At 37.2% G+C, this 21162-nt stretch carries 22 protein-coding genes and 1 tRNA gene; 2 read left to right on the top strand and 21 right to left on the bottom strand.

From position 1 onward, the window contains the following. Positions 1 to 43 precede the first annotated feature (43 nt). The 4 genes from GPK60_RS12460 to GPK60_RS12445 all read right to left on the bottom strand — a co-directional run bounded on the left by GPK60_RS12460 (position 44) and on the right by GPK60_RS12445 (position 4005). Positions 44 to 664, bottom strand: coding sequence for a sugar O-acetyltransferase (locus GPK60_RS12460; protein WP_022118040.1), 621 nt, complete (start codon positions 662 to 664; stop codon positions 44 to 46). 76 nt (positions 665 to 740) lie between these two features. Continuing rightward, positions 741 to 1496, bottom strand: a complete 756-nt coding sequence (locus GPK60_RS12455; RefSeq protein WP_173866598.1) for a 4Fe-4S binding protein — start codon at positions 1494 to 1496, stop codon at positions 741 to 743. Positions 1497 to 1981: 485 nt separating this feature from the next. Next, positions 1982 to 3334 (bottom strand): HAMP domain-containing sensor histidine kinase, encoded by a 1353-nt coding sequence (locus GPK60_RS12450; RefSeq protein WP_215660400.1) that lies wholly within the window; start codon positions 3332 to 3334, stop codon positions 1982 to 1984. Then, the gene (locus tag GPK60_RS12445) at positions 3331 to 4005 is read right to left on the bottom strand and encodes a response regulator transcription factor (protein ID WP_215660398.1); all 675 of its coding nucleotides are present in this window, start codon (positions 4003 to 4005) and stop codon (positions 3331 to 3333) included. The genes GPK60_RS12450 and GPK60_RS12445 overlap by 4 nt, the downstream gene beginning before the upstream one ends. Before the next feature lie 157 nt (positions 4006 to 4162). Here GPK60_RS12445 and GPK60_RS12440 point away from each other — a divergent pair, with 157 nt between their 5' ends. Then, positions 4163 to 4648, top strand: a complete 486-nt coding sequence (locus tag GPK60_RS12440; protein WP_215660395.1) for an entericidin EcnA/B family protein — start codon at positions 4163 to 4165, stop codon at positions 4646 to 4648. A gap of 88 nt (positions 4649 to 4736) precedes the next feature. Here the strand turns inward: GPK60_RS12440 and GPK60_RS12435 are convergent, their stop codons facing one another. Beyond that, positions 4737 to 4922, bottom strand: a complete 186-nt coding sequence (locus tag GPK60_RS12435; protein ID WP_173896586.1) for a hypothetical protein — start codon at positions 4920 to 4922, stop codon at positions 4737 to 4739. Positions 4923 to 4967: 45 nt separating this feature from the next. Continuing rightward, positions 4968 to 5123 (bottom strand): hypothetical protein, encoded by a 156-nt coding sequence (locus tag GPK60_RS12430; protein WP_173866602.1) that lies wholly within the window; start codon positions 5121 to 5123, stop codon positions 4968 to 4970. A 488-nt stretch (positions 5124 to 5611) separates the two neighbouring features. On the opposite strand from GPK60_RS12430, the gene GPK60_RS12425 reads away from it, so the two are divergent. Beyond that, entirely contained in the window at positions 5612 to 7480 is a 1869-nt protein-coding gene (locus tag GPK60_RS12425; protein ID WP_252191396.1) for a diguanylate cyclase, read from the top strand. A gap of 275 nt (positions 7481 to 7755) precedes the next feature. On the opposite strand, the gene GPK60_RS12415 is transcribed toward GPK60_RS12425, so the two are convergent. The 15 genes from GPK60_RS12415 to GPK60_RS12345 all read right to left on the bottom strand — a co-directional run bounded on the left by GPK60_RS12415 (position 7756) and on the right by GPK60_RS12345 (position 21150). After that, positions 7756 to 8328: a CDP-alcohol phosphatidyltransferase family protein gene (locus tag GPK60_RS12415; protein ID WP_005335451.1), complete on the bottom strand. Its 573-nt coding sequence runs from the start codon at positions 8326 to 8328 to the stop codon at positions 7756 to 7758. After that, positions 8318 to 9382 (bottom strand): FUSC family protein, encoded by a 1065-nt coding sequence (locus GPK60_RS12410; RefSeq protein WP_215660392.1) that lies wholly within the window; start codon positions 9380 to 9382, stop codon positions 8318 to 8320. Before GPK60_RS12410 ends, GPK60_RS12415 begins: the two co-directional genes overlap by 11 nt. Before the next feature lie 33 nt (positions 9383 to 9415). Continuing rightward, the gene (locus tag GPK60_RS12405; protein WP_173866606.1) at positions 9416 to 10459 is read right to left on the bottom strand and encodes a HAMP domain-containing sensor histidine kinase; all 1044 of its coding nucleotides are present in this window, start codon (positions 10457 to 10459) and stop codon (positions 9416 to 9418) included. Next, positions 10459 to 11169: a response regulator transcription factor gene (locus GPK60_RS12400; protein WP_005421560.1), complete on the bottom strand. Its 711-nt coding sequence runs from the start codon at positions 11167 to 11169 to the stop codon at positions 10459 to 10461. Before GPK60_RS12400 ends, GPK60_RS12405 begins: the two co-directional genes overlap by 1 nt. Then, complete coding sequence (locus GPK60_RS12395; protein WP_006427149.1) at positions 11148 to 12581, bottom strand: phospholipase D family protein; 1434 nt, start codon at positions 12579 to 12581, stop codon at positions 11148 to 11150. The genes GPK60_RS12400 and GPK60_RS12395 overlap by 22 nt, the downstream gene beginning before the upstream one ends. Before the next feature lie 290 nt (positions 12582 to 12871). Next, positions 12872 to 14431 (bottom strand): cardiolipin synthase, encoded by a 1560-nt coding sequence (cls, locus tag GPK60_RS12390; protein WP_173866608.1) that lies wholly within the window; start codon positions 14429 to 14431, stop codon positions 12872 to 12874. Positions 14432 to 14466: 35 nt separating this feature from the next. After that, positions 14467 to 15147 carry a GTP pyrophosphokinase family protein gene (locus tag GPK60_RS12385; RefSeq protein WP_215660390.1) on the bottom strand — a complete coding sequence of 227 codons (681 nt, stop codon included), beginning with the start codon at positions 15145 to 15147 and terminating at the stop codon, positions 14467 to 14469. A gap of 38 nt (positions 15148 to 15185) precedes the next feature. Further along, positions 15186 to 16163 (bottom strand): choloylglycine hydrolase, encoded by a 978-nt coding sequence (gene bsh / locus GPK60_RS12380; protein ID WP_005347230.1) that lies wholly within the window; start codon positions 16161 to 16163, stop codon positions 15186 to 15188. A gap of 134 nt (positions 16164 to 16297) precedes the next feature. Beyond that, complete coding sequence (locus tag GPK60_RS12375; RefSeq protein WP_346727782.1) at positions 16298 to 16696, bottom strand: hypothetical protein; 399 nt, start codon at positions 16694 to 16696, stop codon at positions 16298 to 16300. A 13-nt stretch (positions 16697 to 16709) separates the two neighbouring features. After that, entirely contained in the window at positions 16710 to 17006 is a 297-nt protein-coding gene (locus tag GPK60_RS12370) for a hypothetical protein (RefSeq protein WP_005349852.1), read from the bottom strand. Between the two features lie 9 nt (positions 17007 to 17015). Next, complete coding sequence (locus GPK60_RS12365; protein WP_055163279.1) at positions 17016 to 18014, bottom strand: DUF6017 domain-containing protein; 999 nt, start codon at positions 18012 to 18014, stop codon at positions 17016 to 17018. A 78-nt stretch (positions 18015 to 18092) separates the two neighbouring features. Beyond that, positions 18093 to 18995: a ParB/RepB/Spo0J family partition protein gene (locus GPK60_RS12360; protein WP_055163278.1), complete on the bottom strand. Its 903-nt coding sequence runs from the start codon at positions 18993 to 18995 to the stop codon at positions 18093 to 18095. Then, complete coding sequence (locus tag GPK60_RS12355) at positions 18985 to 19770, bottom strand: AAA family ATPase (protein ID WP_055163322.1); 786 nt, start codon at positions 19768 to 19770, stop codon at positions 18985 to 18987. The genes GPK60_RS12360 and GPK60_RS12355 overlap by 11 nt, the downstream gene beginning before the upstream one ends. Positions 19771 to 19784: 14 nt before the next feature. Next, on the bottom strand, positions 19785 to 20654 hold the full coding sequence (locus GPK60_RS12350) for a ParB/RepB/Spo0J family partition protein (protein WP_330376639.1): 870 nt from the start codon (positions 20652 to 20654) through the stop codon (positions 19785 to 19787). Positions 20655 to 21076: 422 nt separating this feature from the next. Continuing rightward, positions 21077 to 21150 (bottom strand) — tRNA-Arg (locus tag GPK60_RS12345). Positions 21151 to 21162: the final 12 nt, after the last annotated feature.

Genomic DNA, 21162 nt, shown 5'->3' with positions numbered 1-21162 from the left:
AAAATCACCAACTTCCGATTGTCGAAACAACTATTACAAAAATCTACTTTTCAATATCATCTTCATATTCTTTTAGTTGCGTGTGCCAATTATTTTTATCCTTATCTGTTATTTGTCTAATTACATGGCACGGATTACCTCCTGCAACAACATGGCTTGGAATGTCTTTTACCACAACTGAACCAGAAGCAATGACTACATCACTTCCAATTGTGACACCGGGATTAATTACAACATTTCCACCGATCCAGACATTATCGCCTATTGTTACAGCCTTGGCATATTCCAGTTCCAAGTTGCGTATATCCTTATCAATCGGATGACCTGCTGTATATATACTTACGTGGGGAGCCAAAAATACATTATCCCCAAACGTAACATAATTTTCATCTAATATAGTCAAATCTGTATTAGCATAAAAATGTTTTCCAAATGATATTCTATCGCCATGATCAAAATAGACCGGAGGCGTTAGTACCATATCCACAGGAGCTACTTTAAAGCATTTTTTCAATTCTTCAAAAGCACTTTTATCGTTCCAGTATTCTGATTCATTAAACTTTTTTTGAGCTGCATGAACGTTTTCAAACGAATTATCACCAACTTTATAGGGATTATATAATTTACCCTCCATCATTCTGTTCCATTCCGTTTTATTTATCATATTTAACCTCACAATTCCGCTTTTCTTAATTTTCCAAACTTGAATTTACATGTTTCTCATTGTATTGCTCGCCCTATTATAAATACAATTTATTTTCCTTCCTACCGGAACAAACCTTCTTCATTTTCAGTCCAGCGATAAAACTGACAAGCTTACTGTAATTTCTTGCTTTCTTCGGACAGACTGCTACACAGTGCATACAAGAAATGCACTTATCCTTATCGGTCATCTTCGGATTGTCCAACGGAATGGCACCTGCCGGGCATTCTTTTGCGCACAGACCGCAGGAAGTGCATTTTCCATTTGCAACAGGTTTGAGCGGAACACCACCATATTCTCGATATGGTCTGTTTCCCGGAAATGCAGGTGTCCTTTGTGCTTCGCTGTTTTGCATAATCTTTGCGGCAAATTCCAGCAATTCCTTTTCATCCTGCTGATCCGGGCGTCCGGTTCCAAATTGGTGCATCAGGGAATGCTCTGCGACAGCCTCCATTCCTGCGATGCATACAAATCCTGATGCCTCCAGAACATCCTGTAGTTCCAATAGAGTATCATCAATCATACGGTTTCCAAATACTGCCACAAGAATTGCTTTCGTACCATTTGCCTTTACTTTGCGGAACATATCCGTTACAACTGATGGAATGCGTCCACCGTAAGACGGTACAGCAACCAAACATAGGTCCTTTTTTTCAAATTTCACCTTCATGAGTTTATCTGGTTCTTTAATTAGGTCGATTTCTTCAGCATCCAGCTTCGTCCCTTTCGCAACAATATCTGCTACTTTCTCTGTACCCCCTGTGGGGCTGAAAAATATGTTATAAAATCTCATAATGATCCTCCTACTGATTCCGATTTGTTTATTGTCCTTTTATAACGGTTGACCAATTGTTTTCAATAGTCTTTATATTCTCTTCCATCTTCGAAAAGCTGACGGAACTTATTTTTCGGTGCTTGATCATGGAAGAATTGTAGAGAGCCCGCAATACGGAAAGGTATTTTACGTATTGTTCATGGATTGGGAAGATATGTATATTCGTTACAGTCTATAATGGGGACGGTGTTTATGGCTTTTTTACTGTCCCCAGTGACACCCCATTAGATATCGAAATTCAGCCTTAATATAAATCTGCACATTCAACAATACAGCTTTGCAAGCAGACTTTTGGCGGTTATTCCCTGTTACTATTACAAAATGTATATGCGTATTTTTATGTAATGCACGAATCCAAATATAAAGAACCTATTCATAACACGAACGGGAATAGAAAATCAAAAAGCGATCATTCTTCATGATGACTATACAATGATAGCTCCTTATATTTTCGGAAATCGGAAAATAAAACTCGTTCCGATACCTTCGATACTTTCGACGTGAATGCTTCCATTGTGAAGATTTACAATCCAACGCACCATAGAAAGGCCGAGTCCGGTACCGCCATTTTCTCTGGAACGGCTTTTGTCTATGCGATAGAAACGCTCCCAGATTTTGTCCAGGTGTTCCACACTTATTCCAATACCATCATCTTTCACTTCACCGACAATCTGGTCATTTTCGACCTTCAGGATAACATGAATATGTCCATTTGTTTTTCCGTAATTGATGGCATTGGTTATTAAATTCATCATCATACGCAAAATCAATGTCTGGTCGCCGTTCATAAATAAGTCGTCCTGCTTTTGCAGGGTGATCTCAATATTTTTTTCCTGTGCTTTTGTCTGCAGTTCTTCTATTACAAGTTCGCTTAATAATCCAAAATCCAGTTTTTCCATCAGATGCTGCTCATCCTGTTCGTTTCTGGCGATCATTAACATTTCGCTTGTCAGCTTTGACATTCGTTTTGCCTGCCTTAAGATGACTGCAATCTCTTCCTTATCTTCCGCAGATAAGTTTTCATTTTCCAATAAGTACTCACACTGGGAAATGATAACAGCAACGGGAGTCCGCAGTTCATGGGATACGTCTGATGTGAATTGACGCTCCTTCTCAAATGAAAGTTCCAATCGCTCGAACATTCCGTTAAATTTCTCCGACAATTCGTATAATTCATCTTTTGCTTTTGGCAGAGACAATCGTTTGGAAAGATCTTTTCCATTGCTGATGTTTTCAACTTCATCGCAGATAAGATCCACCTGTCTCAATGCCCGCTTGATCATAAAATATCCGATGGCTCCGATCAGAATAATGAGTAATGGGAATACAATCAACAGCATTTTCTCGGATGTCTGCATGAAAAGTTCTATAGAATGTACGGAGGTAATTCCTCGTACCCACATTTCCTCATCATCACCGTAAGTGTAAACGCTGTCATATATCATCCATTTTCGATTTGATCCGGTTATCATTCGCGGTGTATTCGACTTGAGGATAGTTTCTTCTGGAAATTGGGTTGGAATCGTTCCATAAAGTAAGCGTCCGTTTCTGTCATAAATACAAAACATAATACCGTCATCGTAAAATTCGGTATCGCCGTCAAGATAAAAGGAACCATCCTGAAAATTAATATTTGAAGAGAAACCAGTCACTGCGGCAATGATTTCTTCTTCTGTCGCAGAAATTCCAACCTTATCCACAAAAAGAAGGACGAGAACTAAAATAGTCCCAAGAACTACGGCAATGATTCCGGTGTACCATAGCGTAATTTTTTTCTTGATCGTCAGCTGTTTCATTCGTTTTCCCTCATTACATATCCGACACCGCGAACAGTGTGGATGAGTTTTTGTTCATATTGTGCATCGATTTTTTTTCGCAAATAGCGAATGTATACGTCGATCACATTGGAACCACCTTCAAAATCAAAGTCCCACGCATTCTGTTCAATCTGCTGTCTTGTCATTACGATATTTTTGTTGCGCATAAGACATTCCAGAACCATAAATTCTTTTGCAGAAAGATCAATTTCATTTCCGGCTCTTATGACCTTTCTTGTGTCACGATCCAGAATAAGATCTGCTATTTTTAGTTGATTGGATGTAAATTGTGGCTTTCTACGCATCATGACACGGATTCTTGCAAGCAGTTCTTCAAATGCAAATGGTTTGATCAGGTAATCATCGGCACCAAGATCCAGTCCTTTGACACGGTCTTCAATGCTGTCTTTTGCTGTCAGTAACAGAACCGGTGTATCATCTTCTCGTTGCCTTAATTCTCTTAAGATTTCATATCCGTCCTTTCCCGGCAACATGATATCAAGAATAATACCATCGTAGGAAGTCATATCGATATAAGCCATCGCTTCCAGACCATCCCCACAGGCATCTACACTGTAATGTTCCTTGATAAGCCTTTTTTTGACAATGTTTCTTAAATCATTCTCGTCTTCTACAATCAGTAATCTCATAATGTAATTATTATAATACCAATCATTTTCGTGTGCTAGAGTCCTTTTTTTCATTTTTTGAAATTACTATTTGTTTTAATCTTTTTTTAATCTTCCCCCTATATGATACATATAACAGCAAAAACCAAACACCTAAGAGACGGAAGGAGAACACGTTATGAAAAAAATATTAGTAGTTTTATTATCTCTCACATTAATATTTGCTTTTACAGGATGCACTTCATCCAATAATGGAGCAGCAGAAGATATAGAAATTAAGACACAGAAAGTTGTAACATCAAATACAGATGACAATGATCATAATATCAGTAACACAGAAAACGCAGTAGAGAATGCGAACGAAAAGGATTATGATTTCTCTTCTTATGAAAACGATATCCGTAATATAACAAAAAGTGTAAACAATGCAAAAACATCTACAAATGCATCTGAGAATCACGAACAATTCTACGCTTTGAAAAAACAGGTAGACGCAGTTGATGACGAACTGGATAAACTTGATGATGAATTTGAGTATGCTTACCAGATGAAAGAGATTAGCTTCGAGATATACAAAGCGAGAGAACGTGCGATTGAAAAACTGGAAGATGAACTGGAATTAGCAGAAGAAGCACTGGAAAACAAATACGGCATTGATGATTAGGGTTTGTCAAGTTTTTTGTGTAAGTTTTAAGAAAAAATTTTATGGGGAGGGGAACCTCCCCATTGTTAGAGTTTTATACTTTTGTAAATTAACTCGTCAAAGCATCCTTGACAAGCATCTCCATTTCATCGTTTAAAGCTCTGGATTCCTGATAGGCACATAACAGACACTCATAAGCTTTTTTGAGTATTTCCGCTTCTTGTTCCTGATCTGCCGCTTCCAGTGCCTGTAAACTGTGATGGATCTTCTCCCATTTCTTATGCAGTTCTTCCATCAGAATCCCCCGTTTTCATATTTTTCAATCCTTACCTGGATCTTTTCATCCATGGAAAGCTGGTTCCGGACCATCGCCCAGTTGTTCATCGGACTTTGCTTCCGCAGTTTCCTTCACTATCCCTTCTCTGGAATCTGTTTCCACAAGTCCCTTTCGGGTCATCTTTTTGACCGCATGTCTTTTCGCCTTAAATTCCTCCAATCGCTTTCACCTCCTTTCTCCCCAAATGGATAAAAAAATAAGGCCATCTATCGTGGATAACGGTAGACGACCTCAAGTTATATACTTCTTTATGATGTTATTACTTTGTATTTGTGTTTTAATGCTTTTGACAGTGCAACATTTGTAAATGGAACAATCTGATCATTTTGCAAGCGGCCAAGGACAATACCCGGATCTCCGTCAATTCTTTCAGCGAATTATGAAAGAAAAATTATTCCTTCATATAACGAAACGCTCAGAGCATGTTTTACAGTGGTCAAAAGCAAATTTTTTTACTTTTTTTCTTACGAGTTTTCTTGCGTGTTTTTTTAATGCAACTCGTAAGAAACTCGTAACATTAGATTTTTACATTTTTCATGAAATTAAGTAAAGAATCGGGTTGTCTTTACATAGTCTCCACTTTCAAAAAATAAAAAATTTTGTATTTTTGAAAGCGACATCTTGCATATACTATTAGCAGACAGTATATGGATTATGCACAGTTCGTTTTTTTCATAAAACCTATTCTGTTTTTCGACTTCTGTGCTATAATGCTTTATTATAAAAATTCCCATGGACAAAACGAGGTGAACCAAGTGAAAAAACAAACACTTGTGCCTCTTATCACTTTTTTACTGGGCATATGCCTTGTTAGTTTGATTGTATACAGAACAGACACCCACGAAAAAGAGCAGAGACACATAACAGCACAATTAAACGTAGCCACCTATGGCGAACGAATAAAGAATGAAATTACAAATGGAATTGAGATCACAGATACCTTGAAGCAAATCTTAATAAGTGAAGATGGCGAAATCCATCAGTTTGAAACAATTGCAGGAAATCTTATGTCTGATTCTATTGAAAGTGTACAGCTCGCTCCTAATGGTGTTGTTACAGATATTTATCCGGCTAATGGAAATGAGGCAGGTAAGATTGATTTGATCCATGATAAAGACCGCGGAAAAATTTCCTGTTACGCAAGAGACAACCATACAATCATTACGCAGGGCCCCTTCAAATTAAAACAGGGAGAATATGGAATTGCAGTCCGCAATCCCGTATACCTGAAAGATAAAAACGGACATGAGTATTTCTGGGGATTTACTATTGTTATCCTGCGTGTTCCGGATATTTTTTCAGATTCAATCAGTGCACTTTCAGATTTTGGATACGAATGCAAAATTTCAAAAACAGACGCTCCATGGAGTGATACTTATAAAGTGATTTATCAATCAGATGGGCAAATAAATCATCCTGTTTCTTATACATTTACAATAGGAGATGAAAACTGGAAATTTGAAGTAACTCCTAAAAGTGGATGGAGAAATGCCACATTACTGATAATCATCATCGGAATATTTTTTACAATAAGCCTTCTCCTGTCAGTTCTTACCAGAGTATGGTTAGTAACAAAAGAACATAAGAAAAAGTTTCAGATACTGGCACGCACAGATTCTCTTACAAATATTTATAACCGCTATGGATTTGATGAATTTGCAGAAAAAATGATTCAAAAAAATCCAAAAGCACATTTTGTGGCTGTGCTCCTTGATATCGATGATTTCAAGTTTATCAATGATATCTATGGACATAATTACGGAGACAGGGCACTAAAGAATCTTGCAGACAGCATGAAGGCTTTTTTCCCATCCGATGCATTACTTGGAAGAAACGGCGGTGACGAATTCTGTATTCTTTTACCAAATTGTACCTTTGCAGAAGCAGATGCACAGCTGCAGCAATTCACCAAACTTCCTAAGTCATTCTCATGCCACGGTAAGGAACATGCATTTTATATTTCTCTAGGATATGCAGAATATCCAACATTTGCATCCAATCGTTCACAACTCATGCGCTGCGCAGATGCCGCTCTTTATGAAATAAAGCTTCATGGAAAAAATGGATGTATGGTCTACAGAGAAGGACTTCAGTCAGGTGCCCGCAAACAACTTGGATTCACATTCAAGGATATCTCTGAACATCTTCCAGGTGCATTCATCATATACAGAGCTGACAAAGAAGATGATGAACTATTTTTTGCAAATGATGAATTTCTTCATATGTCCGGATATAAAGATATAGATGAACTGTTCAGACTTACTGAGAAAAGTTTTCGCAACTTGATTCGTGAAGATGAACAGCAACAGATAGAATCAAGTATCTGGGAACAGATTGACAACGGCAATGAAAATGACTATATTCACTTTCATCTTCGAAAAGCTGACGGAACTTATTTTTCTGTTCTTGATCATGGAAGAATTATAGAGAGCCCGCAATACGGGAAAGTATTTTATGTATTGTTCATGGATTGGGAAGATATGCATATTCGTTACAATGATAAATTCGCAAGATAAAATATTGCTAGAACCAAACATCCTCAATATAGCTATGAGGGAATCGTAATTTACGATATAGCCGATTGGTTACTACAAGAATAAGCAAGGCGAAATAAAGTAAATAAAGATCCTGTTCTATATATCATAGTATGAACAGGATCTTTTTATAATGATTTATTTTCTATCTAAAATTTTATTAAACCGACTAAAGACTCCATAGTTTGTGTGTTTGACTTACTGTTTATATCTATCTTCTCCTAAATATTTTTCTAGTCATTGCAATATAAAATTGCTTATACAGTCTCTCCCTTAAGAGTCCTGGTATTCTGGATAATATACAGAGCGACCGATATGACCATCATTATAGCACACAAACCAATCAACAGATCTGATACCATCGGTGTAATGTGGAACCATATAATATGCACCGCTGCAGTTCCATATAATAAAAAGGTTACTATCTTTCCATGCCAGTCTGCACCATGTACTTTTCCTGTCTTTCGTATCACAAGACATCCACTGACTACCATATACAGCTCCTTACCTGCCATTATTACGATTAAAAGAAGCACATGCGGAAAACGAGTAAACAGACAGATTAACATCGCTGCCTGTGTCAGCTTATCAGCCACCGGATCAAGTATTTTTCCTAAATTACTAATCCTATGGAATCTTCTTGCGATATATCCATCAGCAAGATCCGTAAGACCAGACAGCAATAAGATTTCACCAGCTAACAGAGGATTTTTCTTTACACAATAACTCCATATAATTACCGGAATCAGACAAAGCCGAAAAAAAGAAAGAAGATTAGGAACCGTAATAATTCTATTCAAATTTTCTTCCTGATTCACTTCACTCTGCATGTACGGTCACCTCATTTTCCTTTTTTTTAGACATAAACCAATAAAATATAACACAAAATGCTAAAGCAAACACAACACCAAAAACATTTTGAATCACTCTAAGACTAACCGCTCCTTGTAGTCCATAACTCTCTGTAGCAATGGCCAAAGCACCAAATGTGTTAAATACTGCCTGCCAGCCATATTTTGCAGAAAGTCCTACACCAATTCCGCCAAGGATTCCTATGTATGTATAGATGGATGACGGAAGCAGAAAATATAATACTGTAAAGCATATTACACCTGCAATATTTCCGACAATCCTTTTACGGACTCTGTAGTGCATATCTTCCATAAACGGCAAAATCACGGACATGGCCGCAATACCAGCCCACATTGCACGTGGCATATTACAAAGTTCTGCAATGCAAAGGACAATCGGTACGCATAAAATCTGACATATCTGCCATTTTGTTCTGGAAGAAGTGATATCAAATTCTTGTATCAGATCTTTCAGATTTCTTTTATAAGTTCTGTTTTTATGATTTCGATAAAATACGAAGCAGGTAAGTGCTGCACCTAAAGCCATTCCGACTAATCGCATCTGATAGCTTTTTCCCGTAACATCATAACCATATAGCAGCAGATACCCAAGAACCAATGTAGATTGATTAAACATGAATGGATTATGGCATCCGAACAGAATCAACACAGCCAGTGCCGCAATATTTAACAGCATTCCCAATACCGGTGAAAATTGATTTGCTAAATGCGGACATACAGTCATAATTACAAAGAACAAAGCCAAAAGCATCGTAGATTGTCCGGTGTGGATCCCCAGATCCGCATTTCTAAACACCATGAGACATAATAAGACTACTACACCTACAATGCTGTTCTCATTTCCAAATAGGATGCTGAAAATACTAACAAAGAAAAAACAAAATGCCATTGTAACAGCTATCTTCACCATATATACCCACATATGATATAATTTTTCTTTTAGTGTTTCACTCTTTTTCAACAGGTTTTTAGAACCTGCCTGATTTAACTGCAACTCCTGATAAAATGTCATATAAATCCTCCCATCTTCTAATTTATCTTAAAACTATATAATCTCATCTTTCTGCTTTGGCAGCTCTATAACAAATCTGCATCCACCATATTCACGGTTTTCTGCTTTGATTGTTCCTCCAGCACTATCTACAATCCGTTTTACAAGTGCAAGACCTAGGCCATTTCCTTCTGCTTTATGAGATCCATCTACCTGATAGAACTTGTCAAATATTCTGGATTTTACATCATCCTCTATTCCTGGTCCTTCATCTTCCAGAATGAATTTAACAGAATCCTGTTCTTGTTTCAGAAACATCGTAATTGTCCCCTTTGAAGGGCTGAACTTAATCGCATTATCCAAAAGATTTATCCAGATATGCATAAAAAGTCCTTCATTCCCAGTATATTTAACTTCCTCCAATTCTACCTGAAAACCAATTTCTTTTTCTGTCCATTTTGTTTCCAATGAAAGAAATGCCTGGCGGATCTGTTCATCCAGACGATATTCTGTTTTTTTCATTGGTATATTCTGATTCTCTAACTTGGATAACAGCAAAATATTACCAACCAATCCGGAAAGTCTTTGGGTGTTAAATAAGATTTTTTCTACATATTCCTCTTGATCCGGAGACAGTTCTTCTCCCTGAAGCAACATTGTATATCCTTCAATGGCATTAATCGGGGTCTTAAACTCATGAGAAACATTAGATACAAAATCCATCTGCAGCACCTCTGTTGCACGAAGTTCTTTTGTCATAACGTTAAAACTTTGATAAGATTCTCCAACTTCTGCTATACGGCTGTTCGTTTCCAAATGCTGTTCAAAATCTCCCTGAGAAACTTCCTTCATTGCTTTACTAAGTCTGGTAATTGGTTCCAGTAACTTTGCATTGATAAAGGAAGTGATCAGCCCTGCAATCAATGTATTGAAAATCAAAAGCCAGCCAAGCACAGGTATGCTGCCCGGCAGATTAAAAAAATGATTCAAAAAAGCAAATAATAAAGCAGATATGACTGTTGAAAATACAAGTGCCAGCCAGATTGTACCAGTCAGACAGGATCGGATCCGCAATCCTTTTTTTTTCTTTTGTTCCATTATTTTTTCACCACCTTGTATCCAATTCCACGCATTGTTACGATTTCAAAATCCGGGTTATCTTTAAAACGCTCTCTGAGTCTTCCTATATGTACCTCTATTGTATGTGGGTCTGCCTCCGTCTCGTATCCCCATACTTCATCCATCAACTGTTGTTTTGTAAATGTTCTGCCTGGCGAAGCTGCAAGCTTATATAAAAGCAGGAATTGTTTTTTAGGTAAAACAAGACTTTCCTTATCAGTTGTAACCGTCATTGCATCATAATCAAACTCTGTTGAACCGATCACAATTTTGTGTTCATTCAATATCTGTGCACGGCGAAGCAGTGCTCCGACTCTTAAAACCATTTCATTCACATTTACCGGTTTTACCATATAATCATCACTTCCCGAAAAAAATCCCTGACGCATATCATCAAAGGAACCTTTCGCAGTGATCATAAGCACTGGTATCTGATATCCTGCTGAACGAAGCTCTGACACCAGTTCATAGCCATCCATAACCGGCATCATAATATCAGAAATGATCAGATCAATATATTCCTTATCCAATACTTCTAATGCCTGTGCTCCATCCGATGCACTTTTGACTTGATATCCATTCTTCTCAAGCACTTTTTGGAATAGCTGGCTTAATTCTTTATCATCTTCTACAATCAATATTTGAAACACGTTTTCCTTCCTCCTTATTAAAACAGATACCTTGCCCATCCAAGCAGATGCTGTACCAAAAATATTTTTCTCTGACGTTTCTTTGTTAATTCGATTGGCTCTACATGATATGGATCATTATAAGTTCCGCCTTCTAATATCTGGCGGGACACTTTTTCATATTCCATCATGCCCTCTTCCAACTGTTTATTAATATCTTTACTGCGTATTACAAGCATCAGTTCCGTATCCAGATATGCACTTCTCATGTCCATATTAAAGGAACCGATTACAGACAGATCATCGTCAATGAGAATACTTTTTCCGTGGTATGAATAACCGCCTTCATATTCCCAGATATTAATTCCTGTACTTAAGATTCTATTTCTGTTTTTCGCATAATCGGCAGCCCCAAATGGATTCCCATTATTCGCAACTGAATTTGTCATGATAGAAAAATCTGAAACGTTCTCTGCAATCTCCTCCCATGTATTATACATCATATCATTACAGATAATATATGGCGTGTGGATCTTCACACGATCTTTTGCATTTTTCATCAATTCTCCCAACTGATACCACACTACTGGTTCTTTGGAACCTGTGTGAATAGGATTTGACACTAATGTAATCTTTTCTGTCTCAAAAGTTTCGTCCGTATAATCGGTCTCGCAGATTCTTTCCTTATTCTCTTCAAAATATTTCTGATAGCTGTTCTGCAGCTCTAAAACTGCGTTCTTTACAGATTTTCTATTTGCCAGTTTTTTATTGTTATGAAAATAACCACTGTCTTCCTGATTCCATATGGTTTCAAAATACTCTGACAACTGGTTAACTGAATTTTCTTTCTCAGGTTCATCGCAAACCACTAACACGTCTCTGTCATAGTTCTTATGTCCCGGAAAATCACCCAGGAAATAATTATATGTATTTCTTCCCCCAAGAATATATCTCTTTCCATCTGCAATCAAATATTTATCATGCATTCTACCCATCATTTTCCACGGTTTCAACGGATTGGCCTTATTATACAGTTTAATTTCAACATTCTCATGGGAAGATAATCCATAGAAATACGGATTTCCTTCCATATCAATCCAGCTCTCCATTCCATCTACTAACAGACGAATATGTACACCTCTGTCTGCCGCATCATGCAGTGCTCCTAAAATCAATTTTCCACTTTCATCGGATTGAAATGCAAAAGTAGAAAGAATAATTTCCTTTTTTGCATTCTTGATCAAACGCACTCTTTGTAAAAGCGCTTCTGGATTCTTTTCTATGATTACTGCCCGTTCTGTATTTTCACTGCATTCGTTCCATGACCCATTTTTTGTTTCTTTTTTGGTTGTATTGGACACTTCCGGCTGCTTTTTATATGCAACGCAGATTCCGAGCAATTCATAAAAAGCCACACATAAAAAAATTGCCAGTATAACAAGAAGGATTTTACATATTTTATGCTTTTTCATTGTACATCACCTGCTTCCTTTTTATTTCATACTTATACAATACAAAGTCAATCTCAATTTAACCTCAACAAAATTTATTTTTCATAAAAAAATATGACCGGCTTCTTTTTAAAGAAACAGTCATATTTTTATTCTAATATATGAAGGAGCTTTTCTTACTCCGTTGTATTAATCACTATCCATGCAAAATCTTCTTTGTACAACAGACTGTTAGATATAGCAAAAACGGCCTTTCAAAAACAGTTAACTTCTAAATCAACTGTTTTTTGAAAGGTCGTTTCATCAGATTCTTATAGCAATCCAGCAAATAATCTCATAAATAATTGTCCCAGTCGCAAATATGCACTTCGTCCGGTTTGATATTGGTCTGTCACATCACGACATTCTCCCATCGTTCTTATCAGATCATTTTTTATTTCCACAACTGCCTGACAATCTGCCATAAAACAGCCGTTTTCAAAATGGTGATATAAACTTCGATAATCCAGATTAATTGTTCCACAAGTTGCCATACAGTCATCTGCCACACTCATTTTTGCATGACAGAAACCAGGAGTCCACTCATAAACACGAACACCATGTTTAACTAATCCATGATAAAAAGAACGAGTTATATTATAAATGAATTTTTTATCAGGGATACCAGGTGTGATAATTCTTACGTCTACCCCTCGCTTAGCAGCCAGACATAACGCATGCGTCATTTCATCTGTTATGATTAGATATGGAGTCATAAACCAACAATATTTTTCAGCTTTATTTATCATACTGATATAAACTTCTTCTCCTACTTGCTCATTATCCATAGGGCTGTCTGCATAAGGTTGAACAAACCCAGTTTGCTGTGCCGCATAATCATAGTGGAAAAGGTATTTACTAAAATCAGAATCATTAGCATCCTTATCACTTACTGCATTCCACATTTCCAAAAATGTCACCGTAAGCGACTGAACAGCATCTCCTTCTAAACGAATACCTGTATCTTTCCACTGTCCATACGGGTGTGTGTAATTAAAATATTCGTTTGCTAGATTATATCCACCTGTAAATCCGACTTTTCCATCAATAACTGTTATTTTTCTATGATCACGATTGTTCAAAAACAGATTTAAACCTGGCATAAACGGATTGAATACACGGCAATGAATTCCTATTGCTTCCATCTTTTTCACAAAATCTGTGTTAATAAAGCCTATAGAACCCATATCATCGTAGAATACTCTAACTTCCACACCTGCTTTTACTCGCTCTTCCAGAACATCTTGAATCTTATGCCATGCTTCAGCGTCTTCTATCGCATGATATTCCATAAAGATAAACTTCTGTGCTTTCTCCAAATCCTTAAGCTGTGCCTCTAATCCTTTCACTGCTTCATCAAAATACACAATATCCGTATTCTGATAGATTGGATACTGCGAATTTCTTTGTATGTAACTTGCTATATTTCCTGCTTTCGGAATTTTTTCTTTTATTTTGCTCAAACACTCCTGACTGTCCGGAAGCATTGGTAACAATTTGCTATCAATTTCTGCATATCGCTCACGCATTTTATGTGTGCCACCATTCAAACCAATCAACAAATACAGGCCTACACCCATAATTGGGAAAATTAGAATTAAGATGACCCAAGGCATTTTCATAGAGGATGTCTTATTTGATGCGTACAATCCCAAAACCAAGATCCCACTCAAAATCCTTGTAAATAAATTTATGATTTCTGCATATTCATTCAAGCGTGTTACGATAGTAATAATAAAAATCACTTCCAGAAGAATGCAGATTATGGAAAAACACAGCCGTTTTACCCCATTTTTTGTTCTTGCTTTGCCCTCTAAAGTATCTTGTTTCATATATATTCCACCTTTCTACTTGCTCAGTTTTCTCCCTAAATTTCGTGGAACATACCAATTTTATCTTTTATTCTCTGCATTTCATTATCTGCTTCAATGATAGCTCTTGCAGAATGAAGTAATTCTTCACTTATCTCATCATAGCCAGGCATTTCTTCAATTCCTTTTTTATAGCGAAGTTGATGTTCCAATGTTGCCCAGAAATCCATACCATTGGTTCGAATCTGTAATTCTACACGCATAGGTGTTTTACCCTTAGCAAAAAATACTGGTATTTCAACAATCATATGATAGCTTCGATAACCATTCGATTTTGGATTTTTTATATAATCTTTTATTTCAATAACTTTAATATCATCCTGTTGGGTAATCAAATCTGATATCATATAAATATCGTCAATAAACGCACAAACTATTCGAACGCCTGCTACATCATTGAGATATGTCTGTATATTTTCTGTTGTAAATTCATATCCCATCTTCTGCAGTTTATCGTAAATACTATTGGGCTTCTTAATTCTTGTTTTTATAAAAGAAATAGGATTTCGATTGTTCTCAACTGAAAATTCATCATCCAAAACCTCAAGTTTAGTTTGTATCTCCCGAATAGCACAACGATACATCATCATTAAATTATAAAATTTTGTAGCATTATTTAAAAACTGTAGTGATTCCGGACTGTTCATCCTGAGTTTTTTTATTTCATCTTTTGTCATGGAACTTTCCTTTCTACCTCATCCCTGATTTCAAAACATTATTTATTTTGATAGTTGATTCGTTCTCCTTGAATTACTGGATAACAAATCATTTTATCACTATCCAGATTTTCTACATGCATATCTACTGCACTGATCTGATGGTTTTCATAAGTATTGTAATAATAAATACCTTTTGTAACATTACAACACGACGTATACAATGTGATTTCATATTTTCCATCCGCTACTTCGCAACATCCTCGTTGCTGATCCACAGATCCGAGAATGTGGAAGAATTGGCTAACGCTTTCTTCCTCTGATTCACCTGAAATTGCATTTACCTTTGTAAAAGCTACACGTACAAAGCGTGAGGAAGATGAGAGATCTCCCGGAAGACCTAATCCTCCCATACCTCTACTATATGCATCAAGAGCCAAATTTTCGCAGAAAGTATTTCTGGGCTGTTTAGGAGATAAATACATATAATTATTTAGTTGAAACATCTGCTGTGGAAATGGTGGATTATTCGTAAGCACTCCTACTGGATTGTCATAAATATGCAAACCATCTGACATAGATTCTACCGTAATTGACTCATTCTCATCAGAAATGATCCAGTGTAATTGTGCTAATGGTAATTGCTCGCTGAAAGGAGTATTAACAATATTAATTCGTTCAAGAAGCTCGCGAACTTCAACTAAAGAAGAACACTGACTTAAAATCCACGGAATAAATTCAAACTGTGCAATATTTTCCACATCTGGCTTAATCGCGGCATAAACAGCATTTCCGACAAAATTCAGTCCTGCCATTGCCACTCCTTTTTCATTCATAGCATCATAATACAAAGGATAATCCTCTGCAACATGAGCCATTCCAATAATTGCATAATGATTTTTCATATCGCCAACATGGCGAAAATTAAACGCATAATTACGTGGTGTAATTACTATCTGATCACCATAAGAGAATTCATAATCGAGGGTTCGTCCAAAGTAAAAATCTTTTGTTTTATAAGTTGCTGCTGTACACATGATCGTTTATCCTCCTAAATAGATTGAAATATGTCAATGAGTTTTTTCTTGAACAATATTATAGCACAATTCTTTTATTTTGTTCCAACTTCATACATGATCATAACATGTAAACTTTAAACTATTTTCCTAGATTATTTCTCCATCAGTTTTTCAAACCAGGTATTCATAGCTAGGATGAATTGACCTACGTCTGGCAATTCTTGCAGCATTTCGTTTAGGGTTTTGTGCTTCACATATTTCTGCACATACACCCAACAGGCAACGCTACTAGCTTCTGATACAATGTCAGCTATGGTTTTGCGCATAAGCTCTTCAAATTCAGCAATTTCTTCTTTTGGGACAACATCATACAGGGTTGGTGCCTGATGACTTAATTTTACTCCATTTTCATTTGCATCTTTAAGCAGATTCTTAACTTTTTCTCTTGAATTCTCCGGTACTTTCATGTACTTCCACATAAATGCTACCACATCAGATGGTGTGTCTTTTTTTAGTGGTGGTAACTGAATATAATCATTGTTTTCACTCATTTTCATATTCTCCTCACGATATAATAAAATCAATAATACGTTCTCTTGTCATGTCCAGTACAGTATCTACGAACACTCCTGCAAAAAGGATCAGATACAGAATAACACTCAGCGAAAACAGGAATGCAACCTGTACCCAATCATGGTAACAGTATGCAGTCGCTATGATCAATAAAGTGAATATAAACCCAAGGATTCCTCTGACAACCGCATAAGTCTGTACTGTCATTTTTACTGCCAAGCCGATCACAAAAAGGATCAGCCATACCGGCAGTAATAATATCTTCCCAACAAGTTTTAAAATAAACATGTGCACCTCCTATCTTACCAGTCCTGGCATATCATGGTTCACCTCTGCCTGATAATACCCGTTCATCGTTGACGGTGCATTAAACAAAGCTGCTAATAAATATTTCTTGATGTTCTTCACCTTTGTGGTGTTACCACTCATACAGTGTAATACATACTCGATATGTGAATAGGTCAGCATCAGAAATTTTTTCTTCACCAGTGATGCCGGATACCAGTTGCTGGCAATCAAGATCTTGTCATTTTTACACATCACAGTCTCTACGATCAGGTTCACGATTTCATCTACCTGCCGCATATCGTCATGATGGGTTACTTCCAGTGATTCATAATCAATGGTCTCTTTGACAAGGTTTTCATAAGCCTGATAATCCTCAGAGCGATTATCGCTATCAAATCTTTTCTCATCCACAGATATGATAGGATTAGATTTATTATCATTCATTTCAGTATCACTAAGATTAGTATTATTAGGGTTTGAAATGTAAACTTCTTGAAGTTTGTTTTCGGGACTTCTAGAAGTTTGATTTTGGGACTTCATGAAGTTTGAATTGTAAACTTCTGCGGGTTCCTCATTTTCCACAGAAGTTTGTTTTTTAAACTTCTTTAATTCCTCTTCAAATTTTTTCTCATCTGTTTTCTCAGGCATAAAGGTTTTCACGTAGATGACGTTCACCTTTCCAAATCCCTGTCTGCGTTTCTCAATCAGGCCAATCCCTGTTTCGTCATCCAGTTCTCTCATGGATTTGATGGCTTTATTTCTGCCACAGTTCAGTAATTCCATAATATCTTCGATGGAAAAGTAGATATATGCTCTATTTTTGTCGTCAAACCACTGATTCTTGATGGAAAGAGACATTCGATCCAACATCAGTCCATATAAAATTTTAGCATCGCTTGATAAATCTTTAAAGTAACTGTCTGTAAATAATGCTTTTGGTATGCGGTAGAAGCTGAACTGATCAGCTTCAGTACCGTAAAAATAATTAAATGTCATTTTTTTCTCCATAATTTCCTCCTTTCATTTTCTGCTAAGAAGTCCTCTTTTTAAACTTCTTTGACTTTGTTTTCTTAGCTTTTTCTATCCTTAACAGGACTGTTCCTGCATCCATTTTTCTAATAATGATTCAATCACCTGCTCCATATCTTTGGCTGTATAATCATCCGGAAAGTACTTTGTCAGTTTCTTTTCTGAGAAAGTAAGAGACCGGGATACTTTCTTTGCCATCACACAGTTATTGAAAATTGATAACATCTGGATCTGATTGATTGGTCCATCATTCAGCTGATTTCTGAGTGCTGCAATCTGTTTTGGCTTGATAAATCCGGTGTCGCTGATATATTCGTAAATCCATTCCTGTACTTCCTTGTCGATATAGGAGATATCGACAGCAACCGTGAATTGAAGCTTTTTGTTATCTACCAGATCAAGAAGTTCCGGAATTAATTCTGTCAGTCGGATATACCGCTGAACACTTCGTGCACTTTCTCCAACCTGTTCTCCTAATAACTGATCTGTTCTCGACTTCGTGCCACTTTGGCACAAAGTTAAATCTGTCCGACTCCCCTGTCTTTTCATTGCATCAAGTTTCATCTTATAAGCAAAGGCTTTCTCACTGGGCAACAGTTCCTCTCGCTGAATGTTAGCATCCACCATCGCCACAATGGCATCATCATCTGATAATTCTCTTACGATTGCCGGAATAGTTGTGAGTCCTGCAAGCTGTGCTGCATGCATTCTTCTGTGACCGGATACCATTTCATATTCTTCATTTTCATCCATGCGAAGCAGTACCGGAGTCAGCACTCCATTAATCTTTACGCTTTCTACCAAGTCCTGCATCTTTTCATCATCCAGCACCTTGAACGGATGATTTTTAAATGGATGGATCTTACTGATCTCTATCTCCATTGCAGATTCTTCATTTACCACACCAAGCAATTCATCAATACTAGCCAGTTTAATCTTTTCGCCACTTCTATTTTTCATTATTCAAAACCTCCTGTGTCAATTTCATATATGCCTCAGCAACTTTTCCTTTCGGACAGTGCATGTAGATACTTTTTCCCTCTGCACTGGTCTCAGCTGCTTTTACGGACATCGGAATCACATTTTCAAATACTTCTATCTGGCTTCCGTATGTTGTATGTACTCTCGATGCAATGTCCCTTGCGTAATTGGTTCTGAAATCTACCATAGTCAACAGAATGCCCTCTATCGCCAGTTTCCGGTTCAGTCTTTTCTTTACTGTAAGAATGGTCTTGATCAGCTGCTGAAGTCCTTTAACAGGCAGATATGCAGCCTGCACAGGTATCAGAACAGAATCAGAAGAGACCAGTGCATTGATCGTCATCATACCAAGGCTCGGCATACAGTCGATCAGGATATAATCGTATCGGCATCTTATCGCATCGATATATTCCTTCATGATCATTTCTCTGCTCATAACATTTCCCATCGTTACTTCCAATGCGGAAAGCTCAATATTTGCCGGAAGAAGATCTACATTTTCCTGGTGATGTAAGATCCCATCTTCTAAAGAGATTTCTTCTTCGTTGATGACATCCATCATGATCGTTGCCAGTGTGATGCGAAGATCATCCGGTTCCTCATACCCAAGACTTGCTGTTAAACTTCCCTGTGGATCCGCGTCGATCAGCAACACTTTCTTTCCTTCTCTTGCCAGTCCAATACCTACATTTACGGTTGTGGTGGTCTTGCCGACTCCACCTTTCTGGTTTACTACGGATATAACTTTACACATGATTTCTTCCTCCTTTAACTTTCCCATGATTCTTTTTTCCATAATTTTAGCAGTGCCAGTATTTCCCGTTTCATCATTGCCGGTGTATAAGAATTTGGAAAATACTTGTGTAGCTGCTCATTGGTAAATGCTACTCTGGTGATCTCACCTTTTTTAACTTCACACATGATTTCTTCCATCTTTTCCAGCGATAACTGTTTTTCTTTACTCAGCTGCTTTATCCGCTGAGCCTGTGAGAGTGACGGAATCGCCTGTGCATAATCCATTGCTTTAAGCAGTTCTCTTTGTTCATTTTCTTTCAATGCAGCAATCTCTACTGCCGGACAAAAAGAAATAATCTCATCATCCAGTTTCTGCAACATTTCCGGTATAAGCTTTGTCAGTGATATATAACGCTGCACTTGTTTTGGGCTATCACCACAATCCTCACTGATAATATCTATCGATCGTTTTCTTGGTGTTTTGTGGTCAACTTGGCTCTTTTTTCGACCACTTTTTCTTTTTAGTACGTCATTCTTCAGTTTGTAAGCAAAAGCTTTTTCGCTGTAGCTGATCCGTTCTCTGTGAAGATTAGAATCCACCATACTTAAAATGGAATCATCTTCACTTAATACCCGGATAATCACTGGTACTTTACGATATCCCAGTTTCTCCGCAGCATGTTTTCTTCTGTGGCCGGATATGATCTCATAGTAACCATCCGGTACTGGTCTGACGATCAGCGGATTTAAAATGCCATACTTCTCAATGCTTTCCTGCAGAAGAAACATTTCCTTATCATCTTTTACTTGAAATGGATGTTCCTTAAAAGGGCGAAGACGCTCAATCTCAATTTCTATGATTCTTTCTTCTTTTTCTCCTGATTGTCTGTTTGGCTCAGTCATCTTGACTCCTTTCCTCCAGGATTCAGGAACTAAAAAATGCCTGCCTGGAACTTTTATAGATAGTAAAGTTCCAAACAGACATTGCTGTTTGACCATTAGCTGTAGCTAATAGAATTGAATACTGTTTCAGCTAATTTATGTTTGCAGGTTTGGGAGAGATTGTTCCTTTTCCCGCATTTTTTCTGATTTACATCCCCAAATAAGGGGTGACAACAGAGCGGAACCCAAATGTTAGCTGGACTTTCTAAAACCCATGTTTGCAAACCGGTAATTTTGATTAGCTGTCAGCTAACAAAAATCGGATTGCGTTAGCTGGAAATTGATTATTTTGAATGGAATTTTATGTCACGAACGTGATTAGAAAATAACAAAAGCGTTCGTTGTCAGCTAATCCAGCTAACATTTTCGAACGCTTTGAAGCCCGTCCATAAGAGGATTTGAACCTCCGACCCCTCGCTTAGGAGGCGAGTGCTCTATCCAGCTGAGCTATATGGACACATGCCGCAAC

Origin of the sequence: Ruminococcus sp. MCC718, from assembly GCF_018783905.1 — a bacterium.
GTDB lineage: Bacteria > Bacillota > Clostridia > Lachnospirales > Lachnospiraceae > Hominisplanchenecus > Hominisplanchenecus faecis.
The sequence above is the reverse complement of the archived record's forward strand: the minus strand, read 5'-3'. Positions and strand labels throughout refer to the sequence as shown.